The organism is Peribacillus kribbensis DSM 17871 (assembly GCF_000430765.1).
Lineage (GTDB): Bacteria > Bacillota > Bacilli > Bacillales > DSM-1321 > Paraperibacillus > Paraperibacillus kribbensis.
Map to the genome: position 1 here is coordinate 83769 of NZ_KE387237.1, position 26440 is coordinate 110208.

The window sequence follows — 26440 nt, forward strand, 5'->3', positions numbered from 1 at the left end:
TAGGCATCATTCCTGTTTAGATTTTACTGGGAAAATCAATACATAAATCTATTCATAAAGCGGAGGTTATCAAATTTTTGTACCGATTCGGGCGGAACTCTCTTTCCAATTCTGGCCATGAGGCAGTTAGCGGGATGAGAGCTGATCTCCGGGTCATCTGTCGCATAGTAAACAAGGCCGCCGGCATTCATCATTTTTTCCATGACTTTTCTGTACTCCCACACATTCAAGCCGGTTCCTTTTAAATCCCAATGCCAGTAATATTCGGTTGTAATGATAATAAAGTCTTCCATTGCATTGTCCATCATGGACACCTTCAGCAGATTCTTCCCTGCAGAAGCACCCCTGAACTCAGGGATTACCTCTATGGCCCCCAATTCGATTAAATCTTCCATTTTTCCTTCTGACCATCTTTCGAGCGGATCAGGATACAAATAAGTAACATATCCTACGACCGTGTCCAGATGTCTTGCAATGATGATTCTTCCTTCGGGAAGGCCAGCGATTTCAATCAGTGCCTTATGCTGCTGATGTGCCGGCCTGAACGCCGTAAGATCCTCATGAAAATGGCAGCTTTCCAGTTTTTCAGGAGAAATCGGACCTTCAATGATCAACGTGCCATGCCGTGTTTTAAGCTCTGCAGCATAATATGTCTTTTTAAATTCCATTCCCTCACCACCTCTATAAAACTCCCTTTCTATTATACATGAATCAACGCCATCCTCCGCCTGCCTTCACTCTTTTTTGCTGAAAATTCCTTAAATCTATTCTTCAGACTGCATTAGTTATCTAAAAATTGAGAATTAATTTTTATTATACTATAATTATTTGTGTATATTAAATAAAGGGGGAGCTCAAATGAAAGTGGAAGCGCTGCCAGTGGTGAATGGAAATTACAATATGAAAAGCTATGATGATACGTACAAAAGCTTCGATTGGACAGAAACTGAAAAAGAATTCAGCTGGTATGAAACCGGACGGGTTAATATGGCGTATGAAGCGGTTGACAGGCATGCAGACACTTTTAGAAAGAATAAGGTAGCACTATATTACCGAGATGCAGAACGCAATGAAAAATATACATTCAAGGAGCTGAAGGATCTCAGCAATAAGGCAGCCAATGCTCTAAAAGCGCATGGAAATGTGGAAAAAGGGGATCGGGTATTTATTTTTATGTCAAGGTCGCCTGAGCTCTATTTTGCCATGCTGGGTGCCATCAAGCTTGGGGCTATAGTAGGGCCGCTTTTTGAAGCCTTCATGGAAGGAGCAGTGCGTGACCGACTCTCTGACAGCGGTGCGAAGGTCATTGTCACGACTCCGGATTTATTGCCGCGGATTCCGGTGAGCGAGCTCCCGGAGTTAGAGACCATCTTCTTAGTCGGAAAAGATATTGAAGAAGGAAATAAAATCGTCGACTTCAATTCTAAAATGGAATCAGCCGAAAAAGAACTGGAGATTGAATGGGTGGACCGTAATGACGGATTAATCCTCCATTATACGTCTGGATCCACCGGGAAGCCGAAGGGAGTCCTGCATGTGCATAATGCCATGATCCAGCATTATCAGACCGGAAAATGGGTCCTTGATCTGCAGGAAGAGGATGTATACTGGTGCACGGCGGATCCAGGCTGGGTGACAGGAACCTCATACGGCGTATTCAGTCCATGGCTGAATGGAGCAAGCAGCGTAATTGTAGGCGGAAGGTTCAAGCCTGAATCATGGTATCAGACGATCGAGGACTTTGGAGTTACGGTATGGTACAGTGCTCCTACTGCATTCCGTATGCTGATGGGGGCAGGAGACGAAATCGTCAAAGAATTTGACTTAAGCAGCCTGCGCCATGTCATCTCAGTAGGAGAACCTTTAAATCCTGAAGTTGTTCGCTGGGGCATGAAGGTATTCAATAAGCGGATACACGACTCCTGGTGGATGACAGAAACAGGTGCACAGATCATTACGAATTATCCGGCTATGGAGATTAAACCAGGATCCATGGGCAAGCCAATTCCGGGTGTCAAAGCTGCCATTGTGGATGACCAGGGAAATGAGCTTCCTCCAAACCGAATGGGCAATCTGGCCATCAAAAAGGGCTGGCCGTCCATGATGAATGCCATATGGAATAACCCGCAAAAATATGAATCATATTTTATGCCGGGAGACTGGTATGTATCAGGGGATTCGGCCTACATGGATGAAGATGGCTACTTCTGGTTCCAGGGCAGAATTGATGATGTCATCATGACATCAGGTGAGCGGGTAGGGCCGTTCGAAGTGGAGAGCAAGCTGGTCGAGCATCCAGCTGTTGCCGAGGCAGGTGTAATTGGCAAGCCCGATCCGGTCCGGGGTGAAATCATCAAAGCATTCATCGCCCTTAGAGATGGCTACGAGGCATCTGATGATTTGATTGAGGAAATCCGTCAATTTGTGAAAAAAGGACTGGCAGCCCATGCTGCCCCTCGAGAAATTGAGTTCCGGGAAAAGCTTCCTAAAACCAGGAGCGGAAAAATCATGAGGCGTGTCCTGAAAGCATGGGAATTGGATCTGCCTACCGGGGACCTTTCAACCATGGAAGACTGATCTGAATAGAAGCTGCATTCTGAAAAACAGGATGCGGCTTTTTTATTGTACTTAAAAGGAAATCTTATCAGCCTCTCAGGGCATACTACCATTGAACTTTCTAAAATAGGAGGAAAATAAAATGGAATCCCGTTCATTTAAAGTATCAGATACAGATCTTCCTATACTGCAGTCTATGGAAGAGATTTGGAAAACCACCTGCGGAACCTGGCAGAATTGTAACAGCCAAACCGTACTTCAATTTCTGGGTGCATGCCATGAAAAGCAGATCGATCCGCAGTTCTGCATGAGCTGGATCGAGCAAAACAGCAATCAAATTCCCAATTGGTCAGAAGTTTCCGACACCACCCGCGAATGGATCAATGAGCATACTTCGACAGGATCTCCCATAACAGGCGAAAATGATCTGAGTTAAGCAGCATTTAAAAGGGGACCGATTAGGTCCCCCGCTGTCTATTATTTCCCGCTTTTTCCAGCATTCTGTTTTTGATCAGTACGAAAACCTGTCTGAGAATCCTGATCGCTGCGCTCCTGTTCTATACTATTATTGCTTTGTCCTTTTTTCATTTTCTCACCACCTTTGGTTGTTATATTTTGTATTAAAATACAGGCTGCTATACGAGGGAGTTTTACATAATACAAGGAGAGTGAATCATGAATTCAAATGAAATACAAAGCTATATTTTTGAAGTGAAAGATGAACAAGGAAACACAAACCTAAAAGGAAAGATTACAGGATCATCGGCTCTCCATTTTTATGATGATTTAAAATTAAGGGCAGCTGCGGCGCTCTTGAATTCTGTGGACCAAGATCATTTCAAGGAAACACCTGAGTTATTTAAGACCCTTATGGAAGAAATTGAAGAAACACTCGAACAGGTAAAGAAGCACGGACATTTCCAGGGCAGAACTCGTTAACACGGGAATGTGTGTAAGACAGGTAACGAGGCCTCTGCTGCCCGATGGAGGATTGCGGACGTTTATAGGGGGAAGGGTGAGGTTAATACAATAAGTAAGAATAATAGGGAGGTGGTCAGATGGTGGAAAGGAAAATCAGGATGCTCTGCGATACCTGCGAACATGAAACGGTACATGTAGCAAGTGAGAATGCACTGGAAATAGACTATAAGTGCACGGAATGCGGACGGGAAAAAGAGGTCGTAAAGTCTTTTTTTTAACGAAACAGGGGTAAGGAATGGCATGGCTTCAGAGAGACCGATGAACGAAATATGGATAAAAAAAAGCTGCCTTATATGTAGTCTGCCCTCCTCCTGCTAGTTTCAGCTGGAGGAGGGCAGACCCTGTAAGACAGGTTTTTTGCGTTAGTTTGCAACTGGTTTTTTCTCTGTTGTACCCGTTTCCTTGGAGGTATCTTCCTTAGCCGGTTCTTGCTTAGAAGAATCTTGTCCGGAAGGCTTGGTTTCCTCCGATTTCTGCTCTGGAGAAGATTGATTTTTTGCTGGCTGCTGCTTTGTCCTTTTAGGATCGCTCTGTGCAGTGACTGAATTAGAAGTGGATAGAACATTTCCTGATTTGTCCACTGCCTTTACTGTATACGTGCCGCCTGTCACTGAATAAGTTCGGGATGATCCGGCACTTACCGTACCTGCAAGGGATCCATTTCTATATACGCGGTATCCTGCAATTTCCGGGTTTGAGCTTTTACTCCAGGATAAGGTCATGCCGTTTAAAGTAAGATTGACTGCTTTATCCTTATCCGATCCGTCTCTTCCGGAGAAGAGCGCTCCAGGATCCTTCATATATCTGCTTCCCAGTCTGGCGATAATATCATTGCGGTCCGTCACTTTTGATGCCGAATAATTGATATTGGCCAAATCAGATCCAGGCACATTCAATCCTTTACACATCCCTGCTGGAATTCCGGTTACCTCACAGGATGATCGGGAGACAATTCCCCCCGGCATTTCAAAGCGTTTGCTGGTTGCGACCTTTGCTGAATCTGCTTTATAGGCAGCATTCATCAGGTCAGCCCAGAGATACAGATTCCTTTGGGAATAGGTAAGGCCCTGATAGCGCTGGACGAGCGGCTTAGGGGTATCATATCCCATCCAGGTGCCAAAGGTGACTTTTGGATTGGAGGCCACGAACCAGGCATCCCTATAATACTGGGAAGTACCCGTCTTTCCTGCCCAGTCGCTGCTGAATTGAAGCCTGTTCCTTACGCTGGCAGCCGTGCCGCTCCTTACGACATCCCTCATCATATCAAGGGTTAAATAAGCCGTCTGCGGGCTGAATACCTTAACAGGCTTGTTTTTATGCTGATAGATGGTCTTACCCGTTTCATCCGTAATTTTTTCAATCATATAGGCATCGATGAACTGGCCGCCGTTCGCAAAGGTTGTATAGGCATTAACATCCTCCTCGACAGAAACGCCATTTGTCAATCCTCCGAGGGCAATGGAGGTCGTTGAATAGTCTTCCTTCGCCAAGGAGCTGAAGCCCATCTTTTCAAGATAGCTCACTGGATTTTGAGATTTGATATCCAGATAGAACTTAACGGCTGGAACGTTGTAAGAATTAGCCAGGGCCTTTCTTGCCGTTGTAATTCCGTGGAAACTTTCCCCATAGTTCTGTGGTTCATATCTTTTAGAACCTGCTGGTACACTAATCGGCATATCAGCTACGAGGCTTCCAGGTGAAAGAGCGCCAAGCTCAATTCCTGGTCCATACACCAGCAACGGCTTCATGGTGGAGCCGTTTGATCTTAATGTGCTCGTAGCATGATTGGTCTGCTCAATCTTATAATCCCGGCCACCGATAAAGCTCAGGATCTTTCCAGAAGTATTTTCAATCAACACCGCCCCAGCCTGAACGGGCTCCACAACGGTCTTTTTCTTTTTTGTCTCCGGATCTGTAACAGTCTGGAGTTTGTCAGGACCATAATAAGGGTACTTACTCTTAGCAGCTTCCATTTTATCCAGAATTTTTTTATTAATCGTTGTATCGATCCGGTAGCCGCCCTGCCTGATATTTCGATCTGCGAGTGTATGATACTTTTCCTGGATTTTCTCATCCTTTTGATAATCTTTGTCTGAGATGCCATCCTTTTTGGCCAGGTACTCTGCAAGGATTTTGATGGATCTTTTCTCCACCTCGTAGGTCAGCCATGGATATTTTTCCAAAAGTTCTGGCTGCGGTTTTATGAAGTCTTTTTTAATATCATATTTCAGCGCGTCTTCATATTCCTTCTTGTTAATAAACTCTTCCCGGTGCATCCTGCTGAGCACGGTCTTCATTCTGTTGAGACCTGGTTCTAGATTGTGCTTCAGGGTGCCATCCTGTGTGTAAGGCGTATAGCCGAATGGACTCTGGGGAAGGCCGGCAATGAAAGCTGCCTGAGGAAGGTTCAGGCTCTTTACGTCTTTTCCGAATATGCCTTTCGCTGCGGATTGTACACCCGCAATGTTTCTTCCATTGGAGTTTCTTCCGAATGTAGATAAATTTAAATAAGCGGTGAGAATTTCTTTTTTATCAAAGAATTTTTCCAGTCTGAGGGCCAGCAGAATTTCTTTAGCCTTTCGGTCAAAGGATACCTCATTTGTGAGAATTTGGTTTTTAATGATCTGTTGGGTAAGGGTACTTCCTCCGGATTGTACGGCCGAATTCGTCATATCCTGAAAAATGGCCCTAAAGATTGCCTTTGGAACCACGCCGTCATGCTTATAGAAGTATTCATCTTCAGTGGCGATTAATGCGTTGGATAAATATGCGGGGATTTGATCCATAGTGATGGTTTCACGCTCTAAATCCGACCTCATTTTTCCCATATACACATTGTCAGCGAAATACATTTCAGATGTTTCATTATAATTATAAATATCCTTTTGAAGCTCTTCCTTGGACCGGACTTTCTCATCCTTGACAAGCGAGGCGAAGTAACCTGCGCCGACTCCTCCTGCAAAAGATGCACCCAAAACGGCCACAATGATAAAAATCAATAATAAATTCCATATAACTCCATATGTAATGTTAAAGGTCCGTTTGGTTCTTTCCTGTTCAAAAAAGGATAGGGCCTTCCGAACAAAATCCATAAATGGATTTCTCTTTTTCTCCAAATATTCCACCCCCTAAAATCAGATACATTATAGCACAGATAGACAAATAATTCCTGAATTTCATCATTTTTCTGATAACTGTTATTTCCATTTGACTCTTTGTTTATTTTATGATAAAAATGCATTATTACTAATAGGCTCTTTTGCTGTTTTTATCCTTAAATCTGCAGGGGTATGCCTTGTTATATTCGATAAGCGAAGATAGGATTCAGTAGTTTTTTTATCCCTGTTAAAGAGAGCCGGTGGATGGTGTGAACCGGTACAAATAAAAAAATGAATTACCTCCTGGAGCTTTTGGTGTGAAAATCTATGGGATTGTAGCATCAAACGGATAACGTACGTTAACGTTTCAAGCGGAGAACAAATATGTTCTCAAGTCGGGTGGTACCGCGATTCATAATCGTCCCTTCATATTTGAAGGGGCGTTTTTATTTTGAGGAGGAATTTATGATGGATTTATTGCAGGATTTAAAATGGCGTGGAATCATCTATCAGCAGACGGACGAGGAGGGCTTAAAGGAGCTTTTGGAGAAGGAAAGCATCTCCATTTATTGCGGGATCGATCCAACGGCTGACAGCATGCATATCGGGCATCTGCTTCCATTTTTAACGCTAAGGCGTTTTCAGCAGCATGGCCACCGTCCACTGCCGGTTATCGGCGGGGCTACAGGACTGATCGGTGATCCGAGCGGGAAGAGTGAGGAAAGAAATCTTCTTACCGTAGAAACCGTGCAGCACAATGCGGACAGCATCAAGGAACAGCTGAAGAGAATCTTTGATTTTGACGGTGAAAACGGGGCAGTCATGGTCAACAATTATGACTGGACCAGCACAACAGATTTGGTCACATTTTTAAGGGATATAGGAAAGCATATCGGAGTGAACTATATGCTTGCAAAGGATACAATAGCCAACCGTCTGGAGACAGGCATCTCCTTTACCGAATTCACCTACACCATTCTGCAGGCGATGGATTTTAACCATCTATATGAAACATACAACTGTAAGCTGCAGATCGGCGGAAGCGACCAATGGGGCAATATTACGACCGGCCTGGAGCTGATCAGGAAAAAGCAGGAAGAAGGAGCCAAGGCATACGGGCTGACTATTCCGCTCGTAACAAAAGCAGATGGCACGAAGTTCGGTAAGACAGAAAGCGGTGCTGTCTGGCTTGATGCCCAAAAGACATCACCATACGAATTCTACCAATTCTGGATCAACACAGCAGATGCTGATGTGGTGAAATACCTGAAATACTTTACATTCCTTTCTCATGAGGAAATAGAGAGCCTGGAACAGGCAGTAGAAACGGAACCGCATTTGCGCAAAGCGCAAAAAGTGCTTGCTGGGGAAATGACGAAGCTGATTCACGGTGAAGCTTCTTTGGAGCAGGCCATCAAGATTTCCGCCGCGTTATTCAGCGGAGATATCAAGAGCTTGACTGCATCCGAAATTAAGCAGGGATTCAAGGATGTTCCGTCTTTTGAAGCGGAGCAGGGGGAGCTTTCATTGGTGGACCTTCTCGTCCAGGCCAAAATATCTCCATCAAAGCGCCAGGCACGTGAAGACATCCAGAATGGCGCTGTCAGCATAAACGGAGACAAAGTGACCAATTTAACTCACATGCTCTCAGAAGAAGATCGTATTGAGGGAGAATTCACGATTATAAGAAGAGGAAAAAAGAAATACACCATGATTAAGTATACTAACTAAAAAGCTTTTACATGGAGCCTGGCTCTTTCCACCCTTTAGGAAGTGGAAGAGTACGGGCTTTTTTTTCTATGAAAGTGCGGCTTTAACAGGATATATTGTTTTTTATTCATAGAGTACATATGAATTTAATTTCCTGAATTAGTTCTGTTACCTAAGATGTTGGGCCCGGATGAAATTGATGGGCAAGCGGAGAAACACCATACCGAAGTAAAGGGTGCAAACTCCTCGTTCTTATCAATTTTTCCATGCCAGTACATATTGAGAATTAGCATCTCCCTTACTGTAATTGGGAACAATAAATTGGCATGCTATTTCGAATGGAGGAATTTAACATGGACAAAACAATTTTCATTACTGGTGCAGGCACCGGGCTTGGCAGAGGCGCAGCAATTGGTCTTGCCAAAAAAGGTCATCGTGTGATTGCCGCTACAGAGCTTACTTCTCAAAAAACAGACCTTCTGCGGGAAGCGAATGACCTGGAACTGGATATAGAGGTGATTAAAGTCGATATTACGAACCCTTTGGATCTGGAACAGATAGAAAAGTATGATTTTGACATATTTGTTGCAAATGCTGCCATTAATGAACGAGGGCCTCTCGGGGAAGTGCCGATGAACCGATTTCGGGCACTCTTTGAGGTAAATGTTTTCGCAACCTTGGAAACAGTACAGATAGCTGCACGTAAGATGGTTCAAAAGGGAAGCGGAAAAATCGTCTTTATGAGTTCAGAATCTGGAGTTTTGGCATCTCCATATGGCGGTCCATATGCCGCTACAAAGCACGCGATTGAAGCAATTGCCCATACCCTTCAGTTGGAACTTCAAGGTTTTGGAGTAAAAGTTGCCACCATTAACCCTGGTTCCTTCAAGACAGGTTTTAATGACCGCGCGGCAGAAGAGCTATGGAAATGGTACGATGAAGAGAAAAACTTTACGAGAAAAGAGGATATTAAAAAGGCGGAAGAGGGCTTAAACAACCAGTTTGATCCGGAAGATATGATTGCAAAAATGGTAGAAATCATCCCAGCTGACCATCATAAATTCCGGACCGCCTATCCTCAGCAAACCGAGAAACAGATGAAGCAAGAAGAACAAAAATGGTGGGAGATGGACATATAGGACGCTTCTGGCTTTGGGCAGCTGCTCCCCGCTTAACCAGAACTGGATGTTTATGTTTACAACACATTTTTAAGCTGGATGCAAGACATCTTTCCGTTCCCGAGTACACTCCGGTTGTTTTATAATGAGGTTCTAATTATTGATCGCAAAGATAAAGGACAGACTACGGATGCAGCTGCAGGCATTATTTGCCCGTGGGTATCACAGCAGTAAAAACAAAGAACCCTAGAAGCGTTGATGCAACGCTTCTAGGGTTCTTTTGATTGCTGATTAATAAGCAAATCAATTAACGAGAGTAGAATTCAACGATAAGAGCTTCGTTGATTTCAGCAGGCATTTCAGAACGCTCAGGAAGGCGAGTGAAAGTACCTTCTAACTTGTCAGCATCGAAAGTCAGGTAATCAGGAACAAAGTTGCTCACTTCGATTGCTTCTTTAACGATGTCAAGGCTGCGAGATTTTTCGCGAAGGCTGATTGTTTGACCAGGCTGCACACGGTATGACGGGATGTCTACGCGGCTTCCATCAACAATGATGTGGCCGTGGTTAACAAGCTGACGAGCTTGACGGCGAGTACGGGCAAGTCCAAGACGGTATACAAGGTTATCTAGACGGCTTTCAAGAAGAACCATGAAGTTCTCACCGTGTTTACCTTGCATTTTACCAGCTTTGTCAAAAGTAGTGCGGAATTGACGCTCGTTAACTCCGAACATATGACGAAGCTTTTGCTTTTCTTGTAATTGTAATCCGTATTCAGAAAGCTTTTTACGTTGGTTTGGACCATGTTGTCCAGGAGCGTAAGGGCGTTTTTCAAGTTCCTTACCAGTTCCAGTTAATGAAATGCCTAGGCGGCGGGATAATTTCCAGCTTGGGCCAGTATAGCGAGCCATAAATGACTCCTCCTTTAATTGTTTTTATTTTGGTAAAATAAAAACAGATGTGATCGTACATTATATGCCATTATGTTTTCATGCACCTTCGCCCTAGCAGCACAGGGTTACGAGATGCACCTCCAGAATGTGAGGAACAAAATGAGTACATATAAGTGTTCACATAGGCTGCGATATTTTACACAAAAGCCATTATATTATGGATTGTATATAAAAGTCAATACCAGGATTTGAATTTTATCTTTATTAGTAGCTGCTTTAACAAAAAGAACGCTGCAGCAACAGCCATTTTTTTAAAGTGCCCTTATTTGAAGATGGAGATTTTTAAAAATATTAAAAACTTATAAAGGAAATTTTATACATACTTGTATATAATAGATAATAGATTTCGTCGGAAATCTTACAGCATAGCAGGAGCTATTATTCTGTGGGGTTTGCCGTGCTTTTCGACTATAGACATATTTAGGATGAGCAAAATGAGCATACATAAGAGTGATTGGATCTGTAAATTAAATAGAACCTTTTTTCAATTCGACTTCACCGGGGATTGGACAGAGGAAGATTATATAACCTGGCTGCTTCTCAAGCTTCGGGAAGAGCTGGATGATGTAAAGGCCATCTCCTATTACAAATATAATGAATGGAACAGGAATTATACCTATTCTGGTTCTGCTGGGGAGGAAGGAGAAGTTTCGTTTCCAGCTTCGGATTCCCTGCAGGAAATGCCATATTATTATAAACATGCACCATGCAGGGAGCTCAAAGCCTTTGATTTGGTGATGCCTTTAAAAACGGAGAAGCACATATTCGGTATTTTGGCTTTCAAGGAGTATACTCTGGGATCGCTTGAGGCACATGCGGACGAATACAAGGAGCTTGCAGAAGAAATCAGCAAGGTTTTTTATGCAGTTTACGACTTTGCGAGTTCTGTGAAAAAGGCCAGGAGGTACAAAAAGCTTTTTGAGATTACTGAGACATTTCAGGCTTCCATGGATATGGATGACGTACTTCATGGTATCATCCAGATTCTAAAAGAAGTTTACCCTCTATTCAGCTACAAGCTTCTCTTATCACATGATTCAGGTGCCAGTGAATGCCTGCCGATTGATGAGCTTGAATATGAATCAGAGGATACTCCTGCCATGCAGGCGCTTTTGACAGGAACCATCCAGACGAAGGCCGGTGCTGATAAAAGAAGCATATCCCTCTATGCGCCATTAAAGGGAAGACAGGGGATTTATGGTGTCCTTAAGGTCGCTGCTGCCGGTGCGCTGTTTTTCCCAGCAGAGGAAATCGAGTTCGTACAGCTTCTTGCAGGAACAGCAGGGGCTGCCCTGGAGAATGCCCAGCTTTACCAGCAGTCAAGGAGATTAATTTCCGATCTGCAGCTGATCAATGAGACTTCCCATAAATTGAATTCTAATCTGCGTTTGAGTGAAACCATCAGTTATATGAGAAACCAAATAGTTAAGAACTTTGGGGCCCAGGAGATTGGTTTTTTTATGTTCAGCGAGGAGAAAAAGCCGATTGTTCTGGAAGAGTCCACAGACTTCTTTCGTGATTCGGATTCAGAGGAATACACTGCATTCATCACAGCTGAAATCTTTCGGGAAAGGGAGGCTCTCTACATGGGGGACGCCCGGGGACAGGGGGCTTTATCGGAAGCAAAATACCGATCCGTAATCGCAGTTCCCATGATCCAGAGTGATTCTCTGAATGGATTTGCCCTTGTTTTGCATCAGGAGCCTTATCATTTTACTTTTGATAATTTCAAGCTTCTTCAATCTCTGATCCATCATTCCACATTGGCTTTTGCCAACTCCATGCTTCGGGAAGAACTGGAAAAAATGGTGATTACTGATTCGCTGACCAAGCTGTACTCCAGGGGCTATCTGGATGAAAAATTGCAGCACTCCCTTGAACATGATTCAGAGGGGACGTTTATCCTTCTTGATATTGATAATTTTAAAAAGGTCAATGATACATATGGGCACCAGGTGGGGGATGAAGTGCTGGTACAGGTGGCGGATTTGATCATGAAGAACATCCGCGGGACGGACATTGGAGTAAGATGGGGCGGAGAAGAATTGGCCATTTATCTTCCGGGCGTTTCCCTTGATATTGGTGTCTGCATTGCTAAACGGCTCCTGGACAAGGTGAAGAGCACCTCATCTCCGGCCGTAACCATTTCCTGCGGAATTTCCCATTGGATAAAAAGTCCTGGAGAAACCGCCAAGGCTCTGTTTAGAAGAGCGGATGAAGCATTGTATAAGGCGAAGAACTCCGGGAAGAACCGCCTGTTTATCCACGAGGAGGATTCTCTGTAAGGTCCTCCTGAACCGCAGGCAATAAAAATGGCTGGATATTGGAGGGAGAACGATGTCGCTGCTATTGCTCCTGGGCATTCTTGGATTCATCCTTGTTATTGTATTAAAAAAACCCCTTATCATTTCATTTGAGGAAAATAATAGATGGGTGAACAAGCTGAAAAGAGCCAAATGGTTTCAGAATCATTGGCTGTCAGGATTATTCTTGTTTTCTATGAATGCTGCCTTGTTTGCAGCAGTCTGTTTATTCTTTATCCTGCTGAGCTTTTTTGTTATTCCCTATTTACATATTCTTGTGGGCTTTGCTGCTGTTATTCTCAGTTTTATTTTGTGGATTGCTATCACGAAAGCATGGAAGGGCACAAGGTGGAACCGTTTTAAGATGGGAATCACGGGAAGCAGCTTTTATATTTTACTTATTGCTGGTTTCGCCTATTGGATGAGGGAACTGAAGCCCTCTTATCCGGGGGAGGATATATTCATGGGAGCAATCTTCCTGATATTTGGAATGATTGCAGCCCTGATCGCCTTTATTGCATGCCTGGTCATTACTGGATTTTCACATAAGCAGTCTGAATTGTAGATGATAGAGGCGCTAAATCATCAGATCATAAAGGCCATTGATAAGAGAAAATGAGCCGTTAAGCTAATTTACTCCGGCTTATAAGGTAATACATTAAAATCGCCTTGGTTTTACTGCTGCATTCTTTTTTATATCCTGCCGAGTGGAATGTAAGGTGCGAAGACTCCTGCGGGATCAGCGGGACAGGTGAGACCCCGCAGGCGTAGCTGAGGAGGCTCACCGCACGCCCCGCGGAAAGCGAAGCGCCTGGAATGGAACTCGGGCAGCCCATTTAAACGAAAAGCCCGGTTCTAATGTGAACCGGGCTCCCTTCATTTGCTCCTATAGATGAGCACAAAGCTCTTTTACGAATAGCTCCAGATATTTTTGGTCTTCTTCGTCAAAACGGTTTTTTTCTGGGGAATCGATATCCAGGACGCCAAGGAGCTGGCCGTCTTTTAGGAGCGGAACCACAATCTCTGACTGGGATGCCGCATCGCAGGCTATATGGCCTGGGAACTGGTGGACGTCCTCTACACGGACCGTTTCGCGCTTTTCAGCAGACGTACCGCAGACACCGCGTCCAAAAGGAATGCGGACACAAGCAGGAAGTCCCTGGAAGGGTCCGAGCACAAGCTCATTTTCTTCTGTTAAATAAAAGCCCGCCCAGTTAATGTTATCCAGGAATTGATTGAGCAGGGCGGATGCATTGCTTAAATTGGCGATTTTATTCGTTTCGCCCTCTAATAGCGCAGCAAGCTGCTTAATGGCAAGCTGATAGTTTTCTTCTTTTGTACCTCTGTATAACTGTGGATTAAACATATTTCCATCTCTCCTCTTAATTTTCTGCAATTTATGGAATCGGTTTGTAGATATACCTGCTAGTTTGTCGAGATGTTTTTAAAGGGAAATAACATGCATAAGAAGAATATATCTAAAAAAGACTCTTGTGAAAAGCAGGTGGATCAAATGAGCCGAAATAGTGAAACCAGGAACTCGATCATTGACGCTGCTCTTTATTTATTCCATATTAAAGGATTTCATGCAACATCTGTCCGCGACATATCTGCAAGGGCTGGAGTCAACTCAGCGAACATTTCCTACTATTTTAAAAATAAGAATGGCCTGCTGGAGCATTGTTTAACTTCTTTCTTGGACGAATATCTGCAGCTGATTGAACACCATCTTGAAACCCTTTTTATTGCCGGGCCTGAAGGATGTTTAAGGAGCTTGATTAAGGAAATATTAGCTTTTCAGCGGTCCAACCATCTGGCAGCGAGGTTTGTTTATGGCGAACTATCCTTTGACTCCAGCTTGAACAGGGAGATTTTATCCACCTACTGGACAAAGGAAAAATATTATCTGACCACGATTTTAGAAGCTGGAGTCGAAGGCGGTGTGTTCCGGAAAGTCTCTCCGCCAATGTTTATCCTTCAATTAAAAGGCCTTTTGACAGCCCCTCTTCTTCATGCACATTATTCCATGGAAGTTTTGTATCAATTTCCCCAAGAAGAATTTTTCACAGCTAAATATTTGGATGAAATATATGAATATATGGACCACCATATCCTTAATCCGTATATCCGGATCGCAGCAGGGATGCATGGATAAACGGACGATCGCAGCTAAAGCGGCCGCGGCTTGAGCACTTTCCCATTAGGCTGGGAGGTGTTCTTTTTTTGTCAAGATGAATGGGTGACCTATTTTATAAGAGTAGAACTGCCATTTCTGCTTATGGAGCAGCAGCCCCTTCTTTTTTTGAAGCAATTTTTTTGACTTACATGTAATGGAAATAAAATGTCTAAAAAAAATCATTTTTCTAGTCAAAAATGTATGTGAACATGGTATCATAAAAGCACTGACATTAAGCTAATTAGAGAAATTCGTTCATATACATGATTTTTTCCTTAGAGCAGGGGGCTTACAATGGAATACATAATCGGTGCCATAGTGATTATTTTAGCGTTTTTTACAATGGGTTATATCTTAAAAAAGAAGCATTATAAAGAATTGGACAGGCTTGAGGCGTGGAAGCTGGATATCATGAACCGGCCCGTACTGGAGGAACTTTCTAAGGTAAAACAGCTGAATATGACCGGTGAAACGGAAGAAATGTTTGAACGCTGGAGAAGAGAATGGGATGAAATGATCACCATCCGCCTTCCTGAAATAGAAGAGCTGCTTTTTGACGGAGAAGAGCATGCGGACAGGTTTCAATTTAAAAAGACTAAAATGGTTCAGAGGGAAATTGAGGGGAAGCTCGTTTCGTTCGAAAAATCCATTCAAAGCATCCTGGGTGAATTGAATGAGCTTGTCGGGAGTGAAGAAAAAAACCGTGCGGAGATAGAAGAATTAAAGGATGGATATCGAAGCTTGAAGAAGTCTCTTCTTGCACACCGGCACACCTTCGCAAAAGCGGCAGACAGGCTTGAGGGCATTCTGGAGAATGTGGTTCAGATGTTTGGAGAATTTGATGAAGCGACAGAAAACGGGAATTATTTAAAGGCAAGGGAATACCTTCTGCAGATTAAATCCATGCTGGAGGATGTCCGGAACAAAATGGAATTGATCCCGGAGCTCCTTATTGAAGCTCATTCGGGAATCCCATCCCAAATTGAGGAATTAAGAAACGGTTTTAAAGAGATGGTGGAGCAGGGGTATATCCTGGATCATATCCAATTTGAGAAAGAGATGGACCGCCTGGAGGAAGAGTTAACGGTTTACAGCTCTCATGTGGATGCTGGAGAAGCTGGAGAAGCTGAAAAAGGAATGGCAGAGATACAGGAAAGCTTGAACAATCTGTATGATGTGCTGGAGGGAGAGGCTGTAGCCAGGAATTATGTTTACAGCCAAGAACCAAAAATGAGAGAAGAACTCTCCATTCTCGAATTTGGCAATGAAAAGCTGAAGGCTGAAACGGCGATTGTCCTTCAAAGCTACCATCTTCCCGAGCATGACCTGGAGTTTCAGAAAGGTCTTGAGAAAGTGATGTCCCAGCTGTCCAAGAGATTCCTCCTGCTTCAGTCGAAACTGGATCAGGATAATCAGGCTCACTCGGTCTTGAGCGGCGAACTGAAGGAACTTGAAGAACAGATGAGGCAGGTCAGGGAAGAGCAGGCCGTTTATTCAGCTAAGCTTCATGCCCTGCGGAAAGATGAATTGGAAGCGAGAGATTCTCTGTCTGTCTTGAAGAAAAAACTGGGTGAAATTTCCCGTATGATTGCAAAAAGCAATATCCCGGGCCTTCCTGAAGAGTATGAAGTCAGTGTGGGTGAGGTGAGGGAAAGCTTGTCTGATGTTGAAACCAAACTGGAGGAGACTCCTCTTGATATGGCGTCCGTCAGAATTTTCCTGGAAAAGGCAGAATCCTCTGTCGCCAAGCTGTATGAGATGTCCAAGGATCTTGTGGAGAATATGGTGATTGCTGAAAAGGTCATTCAATACGGGAATAGATACAGAAGCAAATATCCATCTGTGGCTGAGGCACTCAGAAGGGCGGAAGTTAACTTCCACAATTATCAGTATCAGGAAGCCTTGGAGCAGGCCGCATCTGTACTTGAAAAAGTGGAGCCTGGCTGCTTAAAAAAGATTGAGCACGATCTTGAAAAAGTGAAATAATACAAGTATTAGTCTCTTTTTGAAAGAGGCTTTTCTTTTTGCTGGCCAATACATCTTTCAAAACTCATCATTTGAAGCATACTAATTTTAATTCATTCTATTTCCTTTATAATGTTAGTTGAATGTAGGTGAACTTATGATATATTTCGATAATAGCGCAACAACCCAGCCTTATCCTGAAGTTCTGGATTCGTTCATGAAGGTTTCCCAAAGGTATTTTGGAAATCCTTCCTCCCTTCACTCCTTGGGAGCAGAAGCTGAGAAATTACTATCTCAATCCAGGAAACAGGCGGCAGACTTATTAGGAGTAAGGGAAAACGAGGTGTTCTTTACTTCCGGGGGAACAGAAGGGAATAATCTAGCCATCAAAGGTGCTGCTGTCAAGCATTCTAAGAGGGGAAGGCATATTATATCAACGGCAGTCGAGCATCCTTCTGTTAAGGAGGCACTCGAACAGATAAGAGAAGAACTGGACTTTGAAATAACTTACCTCGGAGTGGATGAAGAAGGGCGCATTTCCCTTGAGGAGCTGGTTCAGGCACTCCGCCCCGATACGATTTTGGTTTCCATCATGCATGTGAATAATGAAACTGGCACTATCCAGCCCATTGAGGAAGCAGGCGCGATTCTATCAAAGTATCCGAAGGTTTTATTCCATGTGGACCATGTGCAGGGGGCCGGAAAGGTGCGTCTCGATATCCAGAGATGCAAGATTGATTTACTGACCTTGTCATCCCACAAGGTACATGGATTGAAAGGGAACGGGATTTTGTATATCAGAAATGGGGTCCAGATTTCTCCGTTGTTTGCAGGCGGAAGCCAGGAATCCAGGTTTCGTTCTGGAACAGAGAACGTGGCCGGCATTGTTGCCATGGCGAGGGCCCTCAGGATCACGATGACAGATATGGACATAAAAACCGAAGAAATAGACAGGATACGGAAAAGAATACGAGATGGAATAAGCAGTATGGATTCTGTATCGATGAATACACCATCTGATGGATCCGCCCCTCATATTCTTAACTTTTCAGTGCCCGGGATCAATACGGAAGTGGTGGTCCGTGCTCTTCAAGAGAGGGAGATCTTTGTTTCTACCACAAGTGCCTGCTCGTCAAAAAAGAAAGCTTCAAGCTCTACTGTGCTGGCGATGTTCAAGGACTCCAGGCGTGCGGACAGCACCTTAAGGATCAGTCTTTCGAGCCAGAATACAATGGAGGAAGCGGAACACTTCATTTCTGCAGCAGAGGACATTCTAACAAATTTAAGAGAAGTAATGAGGTAATCAACATGCAATATGATCATATATTAATCCGTTATGGAGAAATTTCTACTAAAGGCAAGAACAGAAGGGGCTTCATTGACCGCCTGAAGGCGAATATCAGACGAACATTGAAATCATACAGTGCGATCAGGGTTGAAGCTGACCGAGACCGCATGTTTGTATTGCTGAATGGCGAAGACCATCTCGCGATATCTGAGAAGCTTAAGGGTGTTTTTGGCATTCAGAATTTCAGTCCGGCCATAAAAACAGAACCCGGCATCGAAGAGATTAAAAACGCGGCTCTTTCTTATATGAACGGCCTGACCGCACCGATAAAAACGTTTAAAGTTAATACAAGGCGGGCGGATAAGAGTTTTTCATATTCCACGGATGAAGTGAACCACATGGTAGGAGGATATCTCCTGACAAACACCGAGGGGATCACAGTGAATGTGAAAACACCTGATTTAACTGTCAGGGTCGAAATCCGGAAGGAAGCTGCCTATATATCTGGGGAAGTTATACAGGGGGCAGGCGGCCTCCCAGTCGGCAACGGCGGAAAAGCGGTGCTTATGCTCTCAGGAGGAATTGACAGCCCTGTTGCAGGATATATGTCAATGAAAAGAGGACTTGAGCTTGAATGCATCCATTTCCACAGCCCGCCATTTACAAGCGAGCGTTCCAAGCAGAAGGTCATTGATCTATGCGGCAGGCTCAGTGAGACGGCAGGACCCATTAAACTGCATATTGTTCCTTTTACAGAAATCCAGAAACTGATTCAAAAGCAGATTCCGGAAAACTATACCATGACAAGCACAAGGCGCCTTATGCTCCGCGTCGCGGACAGCATCAGGGAAAAGCAGGGGGCCTTAGCTATTGTAACCGGCGAAAGCCTTGGCCAGGTAGCCAGCCAGACCATTGAAAGCATGCATGCCATCAATGAAGTGACGAGTACACCTGTTCTAAGGCCGCTCATTACCATGGATAAATTAGAAATCATGAAAATTGCTGAAGAGATTGATACGCTGGAAATATCAAACAGGCCCTATGAGGATTGCTGCACGGTATTTACCCCGGCGAATCCAAAGACAAAGCCTAAAAAAGAAAAAGTGAATTTTTACGAAAGCTTTGTTGACTTCGATAAATTAATAGAAGAAGCAGTTGATGGTGTAGAAACATTGGTTATCTCTCCTGAAGCTGAGACTAAGAGGGATGAAACCCTGGATTTATTTTAATTCACATAAAGAAAAAGACGTATGTCCATTCATACGTCTTTTCTTATATCAGACAAAATGTAAGCCGTTACAAAATAATTATCTAATAATTCTAATATTTTGTATACTAAAAGAGAGAAAGCATTTAAAGGAGGAGCATGGTGTGGAGAGAGAAGAACTAATAGCCCCGAAGGAATACAATCTAGTTAGTGAGTTTGAAAGATTTGCGGGCAATCCTGATAGAACAGCCCTGATTCTTGAAAAAGAATCAGGAGAAACAGCAGCCATTACATATTCCCAATTAGTAAAGAACGCTAGCAGAATCAGCAATGTCCTTGTGGAAAAGGGTCTGAAGCAGGGCGATACAGCCCTGATTATGATTCCAAGATCGATTGAAGCTTATCAGGTATATATTGCGGCTCTTAAGGCGGGCATCGCTGTTATACCAAGCTCTGAAATGCTGAAGGCGAAAGACCTTGAATACCGGATACAGCATGGAGATGTAAAAGCAGTCATCAGCTGCTATCCGTATACTGAACAATTCCAGGATGTGAAGAATACAGAGAATGTACTGCTTTTCTCTGTTGGAGAAGAGTCTGAAGGCTGGCTGTATCTGGACAGGATGATGGAGACAGCATCTGAGGAGTTTGAAACAGCCAGAACATCCAGAGAGGATATGGCGTTTTTGTCCTATACATCAGGTACGACCGGAAATCCAAAAGGAGTGGTCCATACCCATGGATGGGCATTTGCGCATTTAAAAACAGCTGCTCCTTCCTGGCTTTGCATCAAGGAAGGAGATATGGTCTGGGCAACAGCAGGGCCTGGCTGGCAGAAGTGGATCTGGAGTCCTTTTCTTTCTGTATTGGGGTCAGGTGCAGCGGGTCTTGTTTATCAAGGAAAGTTCAATCCAGAAAAATATCTTTCCCTTTTAGACAAGCATAAAGTAAATGTCTTATGCTGCACTCCTACAGAATATAGATTTATGGCAAAGACGGAAAGTCTGAAAACCTATTCTTTGTCATCCCTTCACAGTGCCGTTTCGGCAGGAGAGCCTTTAAACCGGGAAGTAATTGAATCCTTTCAGAAGTATTTCAACCTCACGGTCAGGGACGGCTACGGACAGACAGAAAATACACTGCTCGTCGGTGTAACCAAGGATATGGAAGTCCGTCCGGGTTCCATGGGAAAACCTATGCCGGGGAATTCTGTAGAAATCATTGATGATCAAGGCAGACCATGTGAGCCCGGGGCAGTCGGGGATATTGCGGTCCATATTGATACCCCTGCGCTTTTTAAAAATTATTATAAGGATCCTGAACGGACTGCCATGCAATTCCGGGGCGATTATTATGTGACGGGGGACAAAGCGCTGAAGGATGAAGATGGTTACTTCTGGTTTGAAGGACGCGGTGATGATATTATTATTTCATCAGGTTATACGATCGGTCCTTTTGAAGTAGAGGATGCCCTTGTGAAGCACCAGAAAGTAAGGGAATGTGCAGTAGTGGCAAGTCCTGATGAAATAAGGGGGCATATTGTAAAGGCTTTCGTTGTGCTGAAGGATGAAAGAGACAGAAATGACTCAGGACTGATCCGTGATCTTCAGGAGCATGTCAAACAATTAACCGCTCCTTATAAGTATCCTAGGAAAATAGAATTTATTGAAGAACTTCCGAAAACAACCTCCGGAAAAATAAGGAGGATTGAACTTCGGCAAAAGGAAAGCGGGGCAGGAAAAAGATAACTTCCTCCGGCTGGCTTGAAGCTCGTCATTTGGCGGGCTTTCTATTATGAATTTTTTAGAAGGTGAAGAGATGGGAACATTATGGTTTGGCGGCAGCATTTATACCATGGAGAAGGAAAATGCGACGGTGGAGGCTGTGTTTACCGAAGACGGCCGGATTATTGATACAGGAAGTCTCCGTTTGTTAAGCACTGCCTATGAAAATAGAATTCAAGAAAAAATCGATCTGCACGGAAAAACGATGCTGCCGGGTTTGGTCGACAGTCATATGCATTTAATCGGACACGGGGAAAAGCTGATGAGGCTTAATTTGGCTGGAATGAAATCAAGAGAAGCCGTCCTTGAGGCACTTCGTGTCCAGACGGACCAATTTTCCGCCGGGGAATGGATAATAGCGGAAGGCTGGAATGAAAATGAATGGGTCGATTCCGAGCTTATTCTGGCAGATGAACTCGATGAGATTTCTTCAGAGCATCCGATATTGATCAAGCGTGTATGCCGGCATGCTGCGGTAATCAACTCAAAAGCCATGGAGATGCTTGGGTTAGATGAACATATGGTGGTGCCCGCAGGAGGGGTGGCAGGAAGGTCGAAGAACGGCGGACTGAATGGTCTTTTTAAGGATGCCGCGATGGATGCTGTCCTGAAGGCTCTTCCTCCGGTTACGAATGAGTATCTGAATAAGGCTCTTACCCTTGCAGTAAAAGACTGCCACCGTCTTGGCCTTGTCGGGGTCCATACGGAGGATTTAAATTATTATTCAGGCTTTCATCCGACCTATAAGGCTTTTTTGGATGTGATGGAGGAAAAAGGGCTTACGCTGAAGTGCCACCTTCTTGTCCATCATGGGGTAGTGGATGAGATGTATGCTGGCGGTCATCGATTTAAGTCCCGGAACGGGAGCATAGAATTTGGCCCAATGAAAATATTTGCCGACGGATCATTAGGCGGAAGAACAGCCCTTCTTGGCCAGCCGTATGCGGATGATCCAGAAACCAATGGTGTTGCCATACACCCGCTTACAGAATTGAAAAGCTTGGTGGCAAAAGCCCGGAGCCTAAGGATGCCGGTTGCCGTCCATGCCATTGGGGATTTGGCTTTTGAGTATCTTCTGGATGCCATTGAAGAACATCCTCCAAAAGAGGGACAGAGAGATAGGCTCATTCATGCCCAGATCCTGCGCCGTGATCTCATTGATCGGGCAAAAAGGCTGCCGGTGGTCCTGGACATTCAGCCAGTATTCGTCACTTCAGATTTTCCATGGGTAATGGACAGGGTAGGAAGGGAGAATATGACATATAATTATGCCTGGAAGACCCTGCTGGACGAAGGTCTGAAATGTGCTGGAGGCTCCGATGCGCCGATCGAAGAACTTAATCCGCTCCTTGGTATATATGCTGCTGCCGTACGGAAAAAGCTGGATGAAGATGGTACGGTTTACGGAGAAAGTGAACGGCTGTCGGTGTATGAAGCCATAAGCCTATTTACGAAAGGAAGCGCCTATGCAGCGATCAATGAAGGAGAAACAGGAACGATTGCTCCAGGAAAATGCGCGGATTTTACGGTCCTAGATCAAGATCCTTTCCGGGTGAATCACGAGGCATTGCTCCATACCAAAGCGGTCATGACCGTAATTAATGGCGAAACTGTTTTCGAAATATAAGATTATCATGCTCTTAAATTATATAGAATTCATTTAGGGATAGGCTTATAATAGATTCATATTTCGAGAATAGAAGTAAAAGGGGAGCTTTAGGGTGAGCAGGTTTAAAGAAAATGAAGGCGTCTTTTATGCAGCTTTATCTTATGTCATTTGGGGAATTGTCCCGATTTATTGGAAGTGGATTCAGGATGTGCCGGCCGTGGAAATTTTGGCGCACCGGGTTTTTTGGTCGTTTATTTTTATGGTGATCCTTCTCTTATGCACAAGGAAATGGCGGGCGTTCACTTCCTACTTTAGGGAAATAGTGAAGCAGCCGCGCCGATTGGCCGCACTGCTGGCTGCCTCCGTGCTTGTCAGTGCAAACTGGGGGATTTTTATCTGGGCTGTAAACTCCGGAAGGATATTGGAAACCAGCCTGGGCTATTACATCAATCCACTCGTAAGTGTGCTGCTTGGAGTGGCGGTTTTAAAGGAAAAGCTGACCCTTGTCCAGATCATCTCCTTTGTTCTTGCTGTTGCAGGCGTACTGATCCTGACCATTCATTATGGAAACATCCCCTGGGTTTCGCTTCTGCTTGCCGTCACATTCGGCCTGTATGGTCTGGCAAAGAAAATGATCAGCGCAGATTCCGCGGTGGGTCTTACTTTGGAGACGTTCATGGTCACGCCGCTTGCACTGGGATATATGGTTTATATAGGGGCAGAGTCGAAAGCCATGTTTTTCACCACTCCAGCTCACAGCCTGCTTTTAGCGGGAGGCGGAGTAATTACTGCACTGCCTCTCCTTTATTTTGCAAAAGGTGCGCAGAAGGTTCCGTTATCCATGCTTGGGTTTCTGCAGTATATTGCACCTACCTTAACATTAATTCTCGGAGTCTTTGTCTATCATGAGACATTCACTAAAACTCACCTCGTTGCGTTCATCTTCATCTGGAGCGCCCTGACTCTTTATACATTATCAAAAGCCAAATGGAAAAAGCCTTCTGTGAAAGGAAAAGGCAAAAAGGAATTGAGTGCATAATCGTCTGCATTAAAAGGAGCCAGTCCCCTTTCCCGCTTTTTTACTCGGCAGGAAGGAGCGGCTCCATTTTAATTTAAGGCTATGTTATAAAAACGTCCTTTTAACCTTTTCCCAAAAGGAATTATCTTTTAGCTTTAGCGTTTTGATCTGTTTTCCGCTCAAAGTCACCTCAATTTCTTCGATATGCTTCATGCTCAAAGCCTCGTTATCCATTCCAATGATGGGATAATTATTAAGCTCTTGATTCATTCTAAGAGACAGGGTCCTATTGCTTCCCAAAATAAAGGAAGAGCCAAGAGTGCGGTAGGTGTTGTTATTCAGTGAAGCCATTTCGCTGACCTGCATGCAGGGAAGAAGCGGGTCAACGATGGCTCCATTCACAGACTTATTATAGGCAGTGCTGCCCGTAGGTGTGGCGATGACCATTCCGTCTCCTCTAAAGGTCTCAAAGTGGAGTTCATCAATAAATACATCCATGACAAAGGTTTTAATGATGGAAGAACGGACACTGCACTCATTCAGGCAAAAGAAGGAGCTTTCTTCGTTCAGCTTCACTTCAAGGGTAGGATAGCGTCTTACTTCAAGATTTTCATTCGTCATGGCATCGATCATTTTGGAGGTATCATTGATGTAAAAGTCACAGTACATATTCAAATTTCCGGAAGTAGACACTCCTGCATATAGGCAATCTTCACGGAAGTCCGTTTTTCGCAAAGCCTGGAGAAATGCACCATCTCCACCCAGGCTCACAATGATATTTGCGTCCTGATGATCCTTCACCTGATGAAATCCATATCTTTCAGCTAACTCGAAAAGGGGCTGGGCTTTTGTCAGTAAATCGGATGAATGATTATGATGAAAATATACATTGCGCCGTTCCTGCAAGTGTATGGCACCTCCGGTAATAACTAGTATTTCCATATTCTTTCTGAAAATTAAATGTTTTGTTACAATATTGCTAGTTTATAGTTTAGCATGGATAGAAGTTGTTTGAAAATTGTGCTGATTTTAGGAGGCTCTTAAGAAAAATGAATGGGAAAAGATGGGTGGCCTTGGGCATTGCTGTGGCTCTTTTTATCATGTCGATTGTATTCAACCTGGCATTGTCCTACGCTGCCTCAGACAGAAAATCCTTTATGGAAGGGTTATTTTCGAATAGTTCTGAAACTCATACAGAAGAAGTCATTGATGAGGGAGACAGTGATCAAAAAATTGTGATCCTGAATGTGGATGGAGTGATTCAGGATAGTGGTGAATCCGCATCCCTTCTTGGCGGTTCAACTTATAATCACAAAGCATTTATGGATCAGCTGAAGGAAGTCAAGGATGATGACACAGTCAAAGGAGTGATCATCAGGGTCAATTCTCCCGGTGGAGGGGTAGCGGAAAGTGCGGAAATTCATGATGCCCTCCTGGATATAAAAAAAGAAGGAAAAAAACCGGTCTATATTTCCATGGGAGCGATGGCTGCATCCGGAGGATATTATATCTCAACCGCCGCGGATAAAATATTTGCTGCACCGGAAACCCTGACAGGCTCGCTGGGCGTTATTATGGAAGGCTACAATTACGAAAAGCTGGCAGAAAAATACGGAGTGGAGTTCGTTACAATCAAAAGCGGAGAGCATAAAGACATCATGAGTCCTACAAGGCAGATGACAAAAGAGGAAAAAAATATCATGCAGAGCATGGTCAATAACTCCTTTGAACAATTTGTGAAGGTCATTTCTGAGGGGCGCAGCATGCCAGAGGAACAAGTCAAAAAGATTGCCGATGGCCGGGTTTACGACGGCAAGCAGGCCAAACAGCTTCATTTAATTGACGAATACGGATATTTGACTGACACATGGAAAAGCATGAGGAAGGATCTTAAGCTAAAGGATGCGGAGGTTGTGCAATACAGCCCTGATGAAGGATTTGGTTCCCTCCTGGGGGTGAGTGCGAAAAAAATCACAGGACAGAACGATATGCTCGGCCTGATGAAAATGATATCGACTCCAAATTCACCTCGTCTAATGTATTTATATGCTGAGTGAAGGAGGTAATGAAATGGAAACGCCAATCACAGAGCAGGAAAGCACAGAGAGAGCACAATCCACAGAATGGGACAGCACCACTGTGTTTGCGGGATTCTGGCTGAGGTTCTGGGCTTATCTCCTGGATCTTGCTGTCATTTGGAGCATCAGCAGAATCATTGTCAAACCTGCCGTACTCTTATTCGGATTATCTCATAAAGAAATACTTGGATTCACCGCATCCGAAGCGGGATGGGCCCTTGTATTCTATCTATACTTCCTATTAATGACCAAGTTTCTTAGGCAGACTTTAGGAAAGATGGTATTCGGATTAAAAGTGATCAGCCTGAAGGGAGACGGTCTCACCTGGCCGGCAATTCTCTTCAGGGAAGTCATCGGGCGTTTTATTTCTAAATTTATATTGATCGGATACATCGTCACGGCATTTCACCCTAAAAAACAAGGAATCCACGACCTATTCGCAGATACAAGTGTGATCCAAGAAGAGCGCAGGACGGTGCCTTCCAGCATAAACCGAATGAGAACACCATGACCATCAGATTAATTTTTTAAACAAAATCCATTGGAAGGCAGAGACCCGAAAAGCATAAGACAGGGCAGCTGTGGGAAGCGGTTTTC

22 protein-coding genes and 1 other annotated feature are annotated in these 26440 nt (G+C 44.1%); of the genes, 17 read left to right on the plus strand and 5 right to left on the minus strand.

Annotation, left to right across the window (positions count from 1 at the left end; all coding sequences use genetic code 11):
- Positions 1-35: 35 nt before the first annotated feature.
- Entirely contained in the window at positions 36-668 is a 633-nt protein-coding gene (locus H539_RS0111520) for a GNAT family N-acetyltransferase (RefSeq protein ID WP_026693635.1), read from the minus strand.
- A 190-nt stretch (positions 669-858) separates the two neighbouring features.
- Here H539_RS0111520 and acsA point away from each other — a divergent pair, with 190 nt between their 5' ends.
- The 4 genes from acsA to H539_RS32410 all read left to right on the plus strand — a co-directional run bounded on the left by acsA (position 859) and on the right by H539_RS32410 (position 3755).
- Entirely contained in the window at positions 859-2577 is a 1719-nt protein-coding gene (acsA, locus tag H539_RS0111525) for an acetate--CoA ligase (protein WP_026693636.1), read from the plus strand.
- Positions 2578-2698: 121 nt separating this feature from the next.
- A complete protein-coding gene (locus tag H539_RS0111530) occupies positions 2699-2992 on the plus strand; it encodes a hypothetical protein (RefSeq protein WP_026693637.1) in 294 nt (97 codons plus the stop codon).
- A gap of 239 nt (positions 2993-3231) precedes the next feature.
- Positions 3232-3495, plus strand: a complete 264-nt coding sequence (locus H539_RS0111540) for a hypothetical protein (RefSeq protein WP_026693638.1) — start codon at positions 3232-3234, stop codon at positions 3493-3495.
- Between the two features lie 119 nt (positions 3496-3614).
- Positions 3615-3755, plus strand: coding sequence for a hypothetical protein (locus H539_RS32410; protein ID WP_169816031.1), 141 nt, complete (start codon positions 3615-3617; stop codon positions 3753-3755).
- Positions 3756-3899: 144 nt separating this feature from the next.
- Here the strand turns inward: H539_RS32410 and H539_RS28385 are convergent, their stop codons facing one another.
- Positions 3900-6662 carry a transglycosylase domain-containing protein gene (locus H539_RS28385; protein ID WP_425414706.1) on the minus strand — a complete coding sequence of 921 codons (2763 nt, stop codon included), beginning with the start codon at positions 6660-6662 and terminating at the stop codon, positions 3900-3902.
- 180 nt (positions 6663-6842) lie between these two features.
- Positions 6843-7064, plus strand: a binding site (T-box leader).
- Between the two features lie 39 nt (positions 7065-7103).
- Between H539_RS28385 and tyrS the strand changes: the two genes are divergently transcribed.
- Positions 7104-8366: a tyrosine--tRNA ligase gene (gene tyrS, locus H539_RS0111555; protein ID WP_026693639.1), complete on the plus strand. Its 1263-nt coding sequence runs from the start codon at positions 7104-7106 to the stop codon at positions 8364-8366.
- Between the two features lie 332 nt (positions 8367-8698).
- Complete coding sequence (locus H539_RS0111560; RefSeq protein WP_026693640.1) at positions 8699-9484, plus strand: SDR family oxidoreductase; 786 nt, start codon at positions 8699-8701, stop codon at positions 9482-9484.
- A 286-nt stretch (positions 9485-9770) separates the two neighbouring features.
- Here H539_RS0111560 and rpsD read toward each other — a convergent pair whose 3' ends face one another.
- The gene (gene rpsD, locus H539_RS0111565) at positions 9771-10373 is read right to left on the minus strand and encodes a 30S ribosomal protein S4 (RefSeq protein ID WP_026693641.1); all 603 of its coding nucleotides are present in this window, start codon (positions 10371-10373) and stop codon (positions 9771-9773) included.
- Positions 10374-10849: 476 nt separating this feature from the next.
- On the opposite strand from rpsD, the gene H539_RS0111570 reads away from it, so the two are divergent.
- Together H539_RS0111570 and H539_RS0111575 are read left to right on the plus strand one after the other, a co-directional pair.
- Complete coding sequence (locus H539_RS0111570; RefSeq protein ID WP_051348549.1) at positions 10850-12700, plus strand: sensor domain-containing diguanylate cyclase; 1851 nt, start codon at positions 10850-10852, stop codon at positions 12698-12700.
- Between the two features lie 52 nt (positions 12701-12752).
- Positions 12753-13283: a membrane protein gene (locus H539_RS0111575; RefSeq protein ID WP_026693643.1), complete on the plus strand. Its 531-nt coding sequence runs from the start codon at positions 12753-12755 to the stop codon at positions 13281-13283.
- A gap of 321 nt (positions 13284-13604) precedes the next feature.
- On the opposite strand, the gene H539_RS0111580 is transcribed toward H539_RS0111575, so the two are convergent.
- Positions 13605-14084 carry a GAF domain-containing protein gene (locus H539_RS0111580; RefSeq protein ID WP_026693644.1) on the minus strand — a complete coding sequence of 160 codons (480 nt, stop codon included), beginning with the start codon at positions 14082-14084 and terminating at the stop codon, positions 13605-13607.
- Positions 14085-14231: 147 nt separating this feature from the next.
- Here H539_RS0111580 and refZ point away from each other — a divergent pair, with 147 nt between their 5' ends.
- The 7 genes from refZ to rarD all read left to right on the plus strand — a co-directional run bounded on the left by refZ (position 14232) and on the right by rarD (position 23786).
- On the plus strand, positions 14232-14873 hold the full coding sequence (gene refZ / locus H539_RS0111585) for a forespore capture DNA-binding protein RefZ (protein WP_026693645.1): 642 nt from the start codon (positions 14232-14234) through the stop codon (positions 14871-14873).
- 315 nt (positions 14874-15188) lie between these two features.
- Positions 15189-16880 (plus strand): septation ring formation regulator EzrA, encoded by a 1692-nt coding sequence (ezrA, locus tag H539_RS0111590; RefSeq protein ID WP_026693646.1) that lies wholly within the window; start codon positions 15189-15191, stop codon positions 16878-16880.
- 136 nt (positions 16881-17016) lie between these two features.
- Positions 17017-18162 carry a cysteine desulfurase family protein gene (locus tag H539_RS0111595; RefSeq protein WP_026693647.1) on the plus strand — a complete coding sequence of 382 codons (1146 nt, stop codon included), beginning with the start codon at positions 17017-17019 and terminating at the stop codon, positions 18160-18162.
- A gap of 5 nt (positions 18163-18167) precedes the next feature.
- Complete coding sequence (thiI, locus tag H539_RS0111600; protein ID WP_026693648.1) at positions 18168-19376, plus strand: tRNA uracil 4-sulfurtransferase ThiI; 1209 nt, start codon at positions 18168-18170, stop codon at positions 19374-19376.
- Positions 19377-19518: 142 nt separating this feature from the next.
- Positions 19519-21102, plus strand: coding sequence for an acyl-CoA synthetase MbcS (gene mbcS / locus H539_RS0111605; protein WP_026693649.1), 1584 nt, complete (start codon positions 19519-19521; stop codon positions 21100-21102).
- Between the two features lie 46 nt (positions 21103-21148).
- Positions 21149-22765, plus strand: coding sequence for an amidohydrolase (locus tag H539_RS0111610; RefSeq protein ID WP_245602169.1), 1617 nt, complete (start codon positions 21149-21151; stop codon positions 22763-22765).
- A gap of 94 nt (positions 22766-22859) precedes the next feature.
- Positions 22860-23786: an EamA family transporter RarD gene (gene rarD / locus H539_RS28390; RefSeq protein WP_035322486.1), complete on the plus strand. Its 927-nt coding sequence runs from the start codon at positions 22860-22862 to the stop codon at positions 23784-23786.
- 84 nt (positions 23787-23870) lie between these two features.
- On the opposite strand, the gene H539_RS0111620 is transcribed toward rarD, so the two are convergent.
- A complete protein-coding gene (locus tag H539_RS0111620) occupies positions 23871-24671 on the minus strand; it encodes an NAD kinase (RefSeq protein WP_026693651.1) in 801 nt (266 codons plus the stop codon).
- A gap of 143 nt (positions 24672-24814) precedes the next feature.
- On the opposite strand from H539_RS0111620, the gene sppA reads away from it, so the two are divergent.
- Together sppA and H539_RS28395 are read left to right on the plus strand one after the other, a co-directional pair.
- Entirely contained in the window at positions 24815-25822 is a 1008-nt protein-coding gene (sppA, locus tag H539_RS0111625) for a signal peptide peptidase SppA (RefSeq protein ID WP_026693652.1), read from the plus strand.
- Between the two features lie 13 nt (positions 25823-25835).
- Positions 25836-26354, plus strand: a complete 519-nt coding sequence (locus H539_RS28395; RefSeq protein WP_051348551.1) for an RDD family protein — start codon at positions 25836-25838, stop codon at positions 26352-26354.
- The last annotated feature ends 86 nt before the right edge of the window (positions 26355-26440 follow it).